This window comes from Paenibacillus sp. FSL R5-0928 (genome assembly GCF_037970385.1).
Lineage (GTDB): Bacteria > Bacillota > Bacilli > Paenibacillales > Paenibacillaceae > Paenibacillus_AQ > Paenibacillus_AQ odorifer.
The window spans coordinates 1,660,495-1,670,232 of the sequence record NZ_CP150225.1; the positions used below are offsets into that span (position 1 = coordinate 1,660,495).

General features: G+C 44.9%; 6 protein-coding genes. All 6 read left to right on the forward strand.

All coding sequences use genetic code 11. The features are described 5' to 3' along the window. Positions 1 to 62 precede the first annotated feature (62 nt). The 6 genes from MKZ16_RS07185 (at position 63) to MKZ16_RS07210 (ending at position 9,640) form a co-directional block, all read left to right on the forward strand. Positions 63 to 1,031: a LacI family DNA-binding transcriptional regulator gene (locus tag MKZ16_RS07185; protein WP_076107154.1), complete on the forward strand. Its 969-nt coding sequence runs from the start codon at positions 63 to 65 to the stop codon at positions 1,029 to 1,031. Between the two features lie 269 nt (positions 1,032 to 1,300). Continuing rightward, entirely contained in the window at positions 1,301 to 2,218 is a 918-nt protein-coding gene (locus MKZ16_RS07190) for an ABC transporter permease subunit (RefSeq protein ID WP_143759120.1), read from the forward strand. Positions 2,219 to 2,231: 13 nt separating this feature from the next. Further along, positions 2,232 to 3,128 carry a carbohydrate ABC transporter permease gene (locus tag MKZ16_RS07195; protein ID WP_076107150.1) on the forward strand — a complete coding sequence of 299 codons (897 nt, stop codon included), beginning with the start codon at positions 2,232 to 2,234 and terminating at the stop codon, positions 3,126 to 3,128. A gap of 107 nt (positions 3,129 to 3,235) precedes the next feature. Continuing rightward, positions 3,236 to 4,861, forward strand: coding sequence for an ABC transporter substrate-binding protein (locus tag MKZ16_RS07200; protein WP_076107148.1), 1,626 nt, complete (start codon positions 3,236 to 3,238; stop codon positions 4,859 to 4,861). A 28-nt stretch (positions 4,862 to 4,889) separates the two neighbouring features. Continuing rightward, a complete protein-coding gene (locus MKZ16_RS07205) occupies positions 4,890 to 7,346 on the forward strand; it encodes a PfkB family carbohydrate kinase (protein WP_076107147.1) in 2,457 nt (818 codons plus the stop codon). A gap of 14 nt (positions 7,347 to 7,360) precedes the next feature. Beyond that, the gene (locus MKZ16_RS07210; protein ID WP_076107145.1) at positions 7,361 to 9,640 is read left to right on the forward strand and encodes a GH32 C-terminal domain-containing protein; all 2,280 of its coding nucleotides are present in this window, start codon (positions 7,361 to 7,363) and stop codon (positions 9,638 to 9,640) included. The last annotated feature ends 98 nt before the right edge of the window (positions 9,641 to 9,738 follow it).

Here is a 9,738-nt window from a genome sequence, read left to right on the forward strand (position 1 = left end):
GATATTGAAACGTTTCCAACTTGATGCTATTATAATTTTTATAGAGAGTTCGGGGGTGTTAAATGACAAGCATTAAAGATGTAGCTAGCTTAGCCGGTGTTGCTGTAGGAACCGTGTCCAGAGTCATTAACAACTCTGGCGCTGTAAAACCCAAGACACGCAAAAAAGTGGAGGACGCCATACAAGAACTGAATTATTTCCCTAATGAAGTGGCCCGGAATTTCAAGATGCAGAAATCTAAGATGGTAGCACTACTGCTTCCGAGCATCTGGAATCCGTTCTTTTCTGAATTGGCTTATTACATCGAGGATGAATTGGACCAGGAAGGCTTCAAGCTTATGTTATGCAACAGCGGCGGCAAACCTGAAAAGGAGCTGTATTATCTAGAAATGCTCCGGCAGAATAAAGTGGCTGGTATTGTTGGCATAACGTACAACGATATCGAGAATAATGTGAGTAATGACATTCCGATTGTAAGCATCGACAGACACTTTAACAAGAAGATTACCTGTGTGACCTCCGATAATTATGAGGGAGGACGTCTTGCTTTAAGGGAGCTTGTGAAAGCGGGAGCCAAGAAACCAGCTTTTATGGGAAGTGTTACTTCTGTTTTTAGCGAAACCATGAACCGGAGACAAGGATTCATTCATGAAGCGGAAGCTTTGGGTATCGATTATGTGATCTACGAGAAACCAGATCCAATTGTGGATGACAGTGCCTATATTAATGAGTTCCTCAACAAGCATGGCGATGTAGATGGTGTTTTTGCCATTACCGATATGCTGGCAGCCAACTATATAGACAGAGCACGCAAGCAGGGCATTCGTATTCCAGAAGATGTGAGGGTCATCGGTTATGATGGTATTCAGGATAATCCTTATTTTCACCCTATTTTATCAACAATCAGGCAGCCGGTGGAAGAGATGGCACGCATGACAATCAGACTGCTCTATAACAAGATCGAAGGCATACCTTTAGATAAGCAAGTGTATCGTATCCCTGTTATATTCAAGCAAGGTGAAACTACATAATCCTATTTGGATCAAAAACGTCAGCGCATCCTGCATAAGTAATCTACTATCTGATGTTTTTCATTCTAAATTGGAAACGTTTCAAAAAATCAAAATACCCAGATCTTCTAGAATATACAGGAAATATCGGCTCATCCAGTTGATTATTGGCATAGACCTACCAACTGGAGTTTTTCTAGAACTAAAATTGGAAACGTTTCAAAAATGATTACTTTTACACGAAAGGGAGAATAAGAGTGAGTTCAACAACTAGCAGGGCGGATCATTACATGATCAAACCAAAGCGTAAATTATGGAGCAGGCTCAAACGCGACTATCAATTGTACCTGTTTTTACTGCCGATCATTATCCTTTACCTTGTATTTAAGTATTATCCGATGTATGGGGTGCAAATTGCATTTAAGGATTTCTCTCCAAGTCAAGGGATCTGGGGAAGTGAGTGGGTAGGGCTTCAGCACTTCAGAGATTTTTTCGATTCCTATAACTTCTGGAACATTATCACGAATACGCTCTCACTCAGTTTCCTTTCGTTGCTATTTGGCTTCCCGGCTCCAATTATTATCGCAATTATGCTAAATCAAATGCTGGGTAAGACCTACAAGAAATTTGTGCAGACAGTGATTTATGCTCCGCACTTTATATCCACCGTTGTGCTGGTTGGTATGCTGAATGTTTTTTTGTCTCCAAATAGCGGAATTGTGAATCACGTGATCACCTTCTTCGGAGGGGACCCAATTCTATTTATGGCCGATTCAGGCTGGTTCCGCCCTCTGTATATATTGTCGGGAATATGGCAAGAAACAGGATTTGCCACGATTATTTATTTAGCTGCTCTTGCCGGGGTTAATCCCGAACTTCATGAAGCTGCAATTATGGATGGAGCGAGTAAATGGAAGCGTGTATGGTACGTGGATATTCCTAGCATTTTGCCGACGATCGTCATTCTGTTAATTCTCGCACTTGGAAATATAATGAGCATCGGTTTTGAAAAAGCGTTTCTGATGCAGAGTGATCTGAATTATGCTACCTCCAATATCATTCCTACCTATGTGTATGAAATGGGGATTCAGAAGGCCCAATATAGCTTTTCTACGGCAGTCGGTCTGTTCAATTCCCTGATCAATATTATCTTGATTTTCACCGTTAACCGAATCGCTAAAAAAATGACAGAAACCAGTCTGTGGTAAGGAGGAATTTATTTTGAACAAATTAATGAAGCGAAAGAGCAGTGGGGATGCATGGTTTGACATTATCAACTACTTTTTGTTGACCATCATTATGCTGCTTGTATTATACCCGTTGTATTTTGTGCTGGTAGCATCATTCAGTGACCCTAATTATATCTACTCAGGTGAGGTCTGGTTGTTTCCAAAAGGCTTCACTTTGGATGGTTATGAGCGAATATTCAGTGATTCCTCCATATGGATCGGATACGCAAATTCAATACTTTATGCAACAGTGGGAACATTAATTGGCGTAGCTGTGACGGTATTCGCTGCTTATCCGTTAGCCCGTAAGGATCTGGCCGGAAAGTCTGTGATTATGTGGTTTTTGTTGGTCACGATGTTCTTTAGTGGCGGGCTAATTCCAACCTATTTGCTGATTAAGGATCTACATATGCTGAATACGATGTGGGCATTGGTTATTCCAGGAGCTGGTGGTGTATTTAACGTCATCATTGTAAGAACCTTCTTTCAATCCTCCATCCCGGATGAGATGTGGGAAGCGGCTTCAATTGACGGATGTTCCAACACTAGATTCTTCTGGAGCATCGTACTGCCTTTATCAAAATCGATTCTAGCGGTTATGGTGCTGTACCATGTGGTCGGCTTCTGGAACGGATTCTTCGACGCATTGATTTACCTGAATGATGGAACCAAATATCCGCTGCAATTGGTGCTTCGAAATATTCTTGTTCAGAATCAGGTCAGTTCAGGCATGATGATCGATGTGGAATCCTATGCTGCCAAGATGCGTGTTACAGAACTGATTAAATATGGTGTCATCATGGTATCCAGTCTGCCGTTACTGATTTTGTATCCGTTCCTGCAGAAGTACTTTGTTAAAGGCGTGATGATTGGCTCAATTAAGGGATGAGATAGACAGGGTCTTGAAAGGGGGGATGTACAGGATCAGATGATTTATGCAGAAAAGAAATATTTGATTTTTGAATGTGGAACGATATAAGGGGAGGTTATGTATTAGTGAAATCTTTATTCAAAGGTGCTGGAATTGTAATGCTGGCTGGAGCGTTTGCGGTAAGCGGATGTTCTGGAAATGGGAACGGGGCAAATAAAGCGGTTGGTAATCAGAATAAGGAAGCGAAATTCAATCAAACTGGTCTTCCGATTGTTAACAATGAAGTGACTTTAAAAATGGTATCCCCGAAGTCTGCATTGGCACCGGAATACTCGGAGCTAGAAATTTTTAAACGTCTTCAAAAAGACACCAATGTAAAAATTAACTGGACCAATATTCCTGATACCGATTATACAGAAAAGAAAAATTTGCTACTTGCGAGTGGTGATTTGCCGGACGCCTTTTATGCAGCCGGATTCACTGATTACGAGTTAATCAATTATGGTAAGGATGGAACCCTTATTCCCCTAGAGAATTTAATTGAACAATATGCACCTAATTTGAAAGCGCTTCTTGATCGTCGACCTGATATCAAATCCTCGATCACAGCACCGGATGGGCACATCTACGGGCTACCGTCCTTTGAAGAAAATAACCTGGGGACCAATCCCTTCTTCCACGTCATCAATAAAGCTTGGCTAGATAAGCTGGGGCTTAAGGTACCACAAACACTAGATGAATACACGGAAGCTCTGTTGGCCTTTAAAACACAAGATCCGAACGGCAATGGAAAGCAGGATGAAATCCCGTTAAGCTTCATGCACATGCAGTGGTGTATGGATATTGCTGGACTATTCGGGGCTTTTGGCCTTCCAGATAATCTGGAGCACCGGGTCGTCCGTGATGGGAAAGTTATTTTTACCGCGACTCAGCCTGAATATAAAGAAGCTCTAAATTATTTCCATGAAAAATGGTATAAGACGGGTCTGATAGATCCGGAATCTTTCACCCAAGATGCCGCACAATATCTGGCTAAGGGTAAAACAACCGATGAAACGCTAGGATCTTATGTTTGGTGGGAAATCGAAGAAGTTGTCGGAACCGAGCGAGGCAAGGATTATGTTCTTCTGTCTCCGCTCAAAGGACCGGATGGGAATCAAACCATCGGACGTGCCAATGGCGGTGGCCCAGGACGCGGATCTTTTGTAATCACCAAAGCGAACAGCAATCCGGAAATAACCATGCGCTGGATCGATCAGCAGTTTGAACCTTATATGGCTGCTCAAATCCACTGGGGTCCGCTGGATATCGTGTACAAGAAGGACGAAAACGGGAAACTGGTAAATCTACCTCTTCCTGATGGAGCCTCTGCAGGTGAATTCCGCCAAAAAGTTGCTCCGGGATCGGGCGCACCTGGTGTCATTACTTTTGATGAATTCGGAAAAATTGTAGATATGGAGCCTCGGGCCCAGCAGCGCGCTAAAGATTTGGAGCAATATTACAATCCATATATGGAAAAGGAAAACTATCCGAGTATCTTCTTTGAACCGGAGGAATTGGATAGAATCAATAAAATTGAGCCCGAACTGCTTAAGTATGTAAATACCCAAAGAGGAAGATTCATTGTTGATGGCGGCGCAGATGCAGAGTGGGACAAGTATCTGAAGACACTGGACAAAATGGGTCTGAAAGAACTGATGGAAATTTATCAAACCGGTCTGGATCGATATAACGAAAATCTAAAAAAATAAATAAATAGATGATAGGTGGAGAGAAACTGTGCTTGATGTTATCGCCATAGGAGAACTATTGATAGACTTTACTCCGGCAGGGCGTTCAGCTGGGGGGAATGAGCAGTTTGAATGCAATCCGGGAGGAGCTCCCGCTAACGTAGCCGCTGCACTATCCCGATTAGGATCCCGAACAGCATTGATAAGTAAGGTCGGTGAGGATCAATTCGGTTCCATACTGCACCGAACACTGCTAAGCAGTGGTGTTGATATATCTGAAGTATCTTTCACAAATGAAGCGAATACAACACTGGCTTTTGTCCATCTGGATGACCAGGGAGATAGAACGTTCAGCTTCTTCCGAAAGCCGGGAGCAGATACCTTCCTGCACTCGAAGGATATCCCGCTGAGCCGGATTGAAACCTGCAAGACTCTGCATTTTGGCTCATTGTCCATGACCCATGAACCATCCCGTACCGCAACAAGGACAGCAGTTCTCAAAGCCAAAGAGGCAGGAGTTTTGCTCTCGTTCGATCCGAATATCCGGTTTGCATTATGGGAGAGTAAAGAGGAAGCCAGGCAAAATATTTATTGGGGCATGAATTATGCCGATATCCTGAAAATTTCGGAAGAAGAGCTTTCTTTTATAACTGGTACCAGCGACGTTGAAAAAGGCACGCTGGAGCTCCAGCAACAATTTGAAGTCGCGTTAATTGTCGTGACTTTAGCGGAAAAGGGCTGCTATTACCGTGTAGCTGATCATGATGGATATGTACCGGGGTTTAAGGTCAAAACCATCGACACGACAGGTGCCGGCGACGCTTTTCTAGGATGTCTGTTATATAAGATCCTGGAAAACAGAAGTTCTTTGCATGATCTAACCAGCCAGCAAATGAGCAACATGCTGACCTTTGCCAATGCCGGTGGAGCGTTAGTTACAACACGGAAAGGGGCTCTTGGGTCTATGCCAACAATAGAAGAGATTAACCAGATCATTGAGTCTGAGTCCAATACACAGTTTAATGCCGATCGTTTCAGACCGGGGTTTCATTTCTCACCTCCCACGAGCTGGGCGAATGATCCGAACGGATTAGTCTATTATGAGGGAAGCTATCATCTTTTCTATCAATATCATCCTTACAGTAATAAATGGGGTCCGATGCATTGGGGCCATGCTATAAGTGAAGACCTGATTCACTGGCAGCATGCGCCGATTGCATTGTTCCCAGATGAGCATGGGGCAATATTCTCCGGCTGCTGTGTAGTTGACTGGAATAATAGCAGTGGTTTATTCAAAGATTCCCATGGACTCGTCGCAATCTTTACGCATGCGGATATCCATCCGGAGACGGGGCAACCGCGCCAGCGTCAGAGCCTGGCTTACAGCAGTGATAAAGGCCAAACCTGGCAAAAGTATAACGGGAATCCGGTGCTCGCCGAGAATGATTTGATAGACTTCCGGGATCCGAAGGTTTTCTGGCATGCCCAAAGTAAGCGGTGGATTATGGCTATTGTCGCGGGAGACCATGTACGTTTCTATGCATCCGACAATTTGCGTGAATGGTCACTGACTGGTAAATTCGGCAGAGAAGAAGGCTCACATGACGGCGTTTGGGAATGTCCAGATTTGTTTCAGCTACCGGTGGATGACACCGGGCGATCCAAATGGGTTCTTATCATCAGCATCGGTGATAATCCCAATTGTCCAGAAGGCTCGCGTACGCAATATTTCATAGGAGAGTTCGATGGAAAGACGTTCATTAATGACAATCCGTCCGATCATATCCTGTGGCTGGATTATGGTAGAGACAACTATGCGGGAGTTACCTGGTCAGATATTCCTGAACAGGATGGACGTCGCGTAATCATTGGATGGATGAGTAACTGGAAGTATGCAAATGAGACGCCTACCGGTTCCTGGAGGGGGGCTATGACCCTCCCCCGCACCTTGTCCCTGACCAGCAAGGACGGAAGTGTCGTGCTTACCCAGATGCCTGTCCGGGAAATAGAGCAGCTGCGTAAAGAATCAATGGTTTGGAATGGAATCACCGTTACTCCTGCATCCCCTTTCCTGCAGAAAATGAATGAGGATCTGCTGGAAATTGAAGCAGATATCGATATCCGGTTCGGTGAAGAGGTTCATATAGTGCTGAAATCCTCTGGGTTGAGTGAGCTTGTTATCGGATATGATCCTGTTCAGCAATGGCTGTTCATCGACCGTTCGAAATCAGGTGTGACTGATTTCCATCCTACATTCGAAAACAAGCATGGTGCAAGATTAGTCTCGAATGGCGGGAAGATCAAGCTACAAATCTGGCTGGATCGCAATGCGGTTGAAGTGTATGCAGATCATGGCTTGGTTACATTGACAGATCAAATCTTCCCTGATGCTCCAATGGATAGAGTTGAAGTAAGTACTCCATCTGGGCAAGTTGTATTGGATTCGCTGCAGATCCATACGCTTAAATCCATTCATATACCGGATGCTGTCTCAGAACAGAAATAAGGGAGGAATGCTGCATGCGTCTCATAAACAGCGAACAAGGACTGATGATGCACTGGGCCTTTGATGAAGGCACCGGAGCAAGTGCTCTGGAGAGTGTATCCAAGATCCGTGATGATATTGAGTCCGTATTTAATCAAGCGGAATTTACCAAACGGATGGGTCCGCAGTGGAGAGAGGGCGTAATGGGAAGCGGACTTCTGTTCGATGGTTACTCTACTTCTATTACCCATTCTTTTAAAGAAGAAGACACAAACTGTGATCAAAAATTCTTGTCAGCACTAAGTATTGGGGTATGGGTGGCACCGCGTTCCTATGACTTAGGTCATGAAGGTAAGCTGACTGCTATTGTAAACCGTCACAATATGGACCGCAAGCAGGGTTATCTGCTAGGTATGTTCCGGCACGGCTCTTGGTCCTTCCAGATTGGGCTAGAAGGAGGAACCTGGCAGGAGCTTTGGTCTCCTGAAGGCTATGAATTGCCCAAGAATGAATGGTCATACGTGAACGCTGTATTTGATGGAACCCAAGGGAAAATTAAACTGTTTCTCAACGGCACTGAAATCGCCTCGACTGACGTGCCGAGCGGTTCCCGTCTCGCTGAGGCAGCAGAGACGGATCTACTCATTGGCAAGAATAATCACAGTAGCTTGCTGATCGAAGTGTTCAGCCTTCAGATGTTCAGTGGGATTATTGATGATTTGAAGATTTATAACCGGGCCTTAAGTGCTGAGGAAGTAGCCGCTTCTTATCAGCATGTGCTAGATTCTACGCACGGAGGCGTCAAGCCACAACTGCATGTTGACGAAATCAAGCTGGACCGGACACCTCTGCTGAGAGATCGACACAGACCGCAGTACCATGTTACTCCACCCGCACATTGGATGAATGAACCTCATGCGCCGATCTATTTTGAGGGCCAGTATCATCTGTTCTACCAGCATAACCCGTTAGGACCATTCTTTTATCATATTCATTGGGGCCATTGGGTGAGTGAGGATTTGGTCCATTGGCGTGATCTTCCCGTAGCCCTGGCACCTGAAAAAGATCAGCTGGCACCGGACGGAATCTGGTCGGGAAGCGCTACTTATGATGCAGACGGATTGCCTGTCTTATTCTTTACAGCGGGAAATGACTGTGCTTCACCAAATCAGAGTGTTGCTCTTGCCCGGAGCACTTATTCTCAGGATAAAGACCCGGATCTGATTCAGTGGGTCAAACATCCGGAGCCGCTCATTGTACAGAAGAAGGGCATGGGTGCATTCGGAGATTTTCGTGATCCTTTTGTCTGGAAGGAAGGTGACAGCTGGTTTGCACTGGTCGGGTCGGGGATCGAAGGTGAAGGTGGAGCAGCGCTAGGGTTTGCGTCACCCGATATGCTGAACTGGACGTATAAAGGGCCATTCTTTCAAGCGGATATTCAAAAGTTCCCTTATCTTGGACCTATTTGGGAGCTTCCTGTGCTTCTCCCTCTGGGAACAGACAAAGCGGGCCAACATAAACATATCCTATTGGTCAGTCCAGTAGGAAAGGGAGCAGATGTCGAGGTATTCTATTGGATTGGGCAGCTCGATAAACTCAATCTTTCATTTATTCCAGATCAAGAGGAGCCGGAACTGATTGACGTAGGTGATTTCCATTTTACCGGCCCGAGTGGAATGGTGGATCCGAAGACTGGACGAAAGATCATATTTACCATAGCTCAAGGCGACCGGACGGCTGAACTCGAATATCAATCGGGTTGGGCTCATAATGGTGGTTTGCCTCTAAGTGTCTATCTGAGGGAAGACGGACGACTGGGAATTGAGCCGATTCAGGAACTTCAGTCCCTGCGAGGTACGAAACTGCTGTCGATTCGGGATAAGTCTTTGGCTGAAGCTAATCTATCACTAAGTGATATCCAAGGGGACATGCTTGAGATTCAAGTGGAGCTAGAACCCTGCAATGCTACACAACTAGGAATCAAAGTTCGGTGTACACCGGATAGAGAAGAAGAAACACTTCTGTATTATGATTTTAATGAAGCCAATCTCTTAGTAGACCGTACGAAAACGACACTGCACCCTGGTGAAAAGTGTAGCGGAATTCAAGGTGGTAAGCTGGAGCTGCAAGGAGAGAATCTGAAGCTACACATCTATTTAGACCGCTCCATGGTCGAGGCCTATGCCAACGGGTTGAAAAGCCTGACGACCCGGGTGTATCCAAGCCGTAAGGATGCTTTGGGGTTAGAGATATGGGGAGATGGAGAACCCTTTGTCAAAAATTTAGAAATATGGGAGATGCAATCCATATGGTAACAGAAGCGCCTTGGCGCTTCTTGTCATTTGGCTCAAAGAATGAATGATTAATAAGATTTGCAATCCTCTGACTGAAAGCGCTTTAATTAATTCCTCTC

Bases quoted from the DNA above. Each gene is read 5' to 3' on its own strand.
- MKZ16_RS07185 (WP_076107154.1), top strand. From the start codon at position 63: ATGACAAGCATTAAAGATGTAGCTAGCTTAGCCGGTGTTGCTGTAGGA.
- MKZ16_RS07190 (WP_143759120.1), top strand. From the start codon at position 1,301: ATGATCAAACCAAAGCGTAAATTATGGAGCAGGCTCAAACGCGACTAT.
- MKZ16_RS07210 (WP_076107145.1), top strand. From the start codon at position 7,361: ATGCGTCTCATAAACAGCGAACAAGGACTGATGATGCACTGGGCCTTT.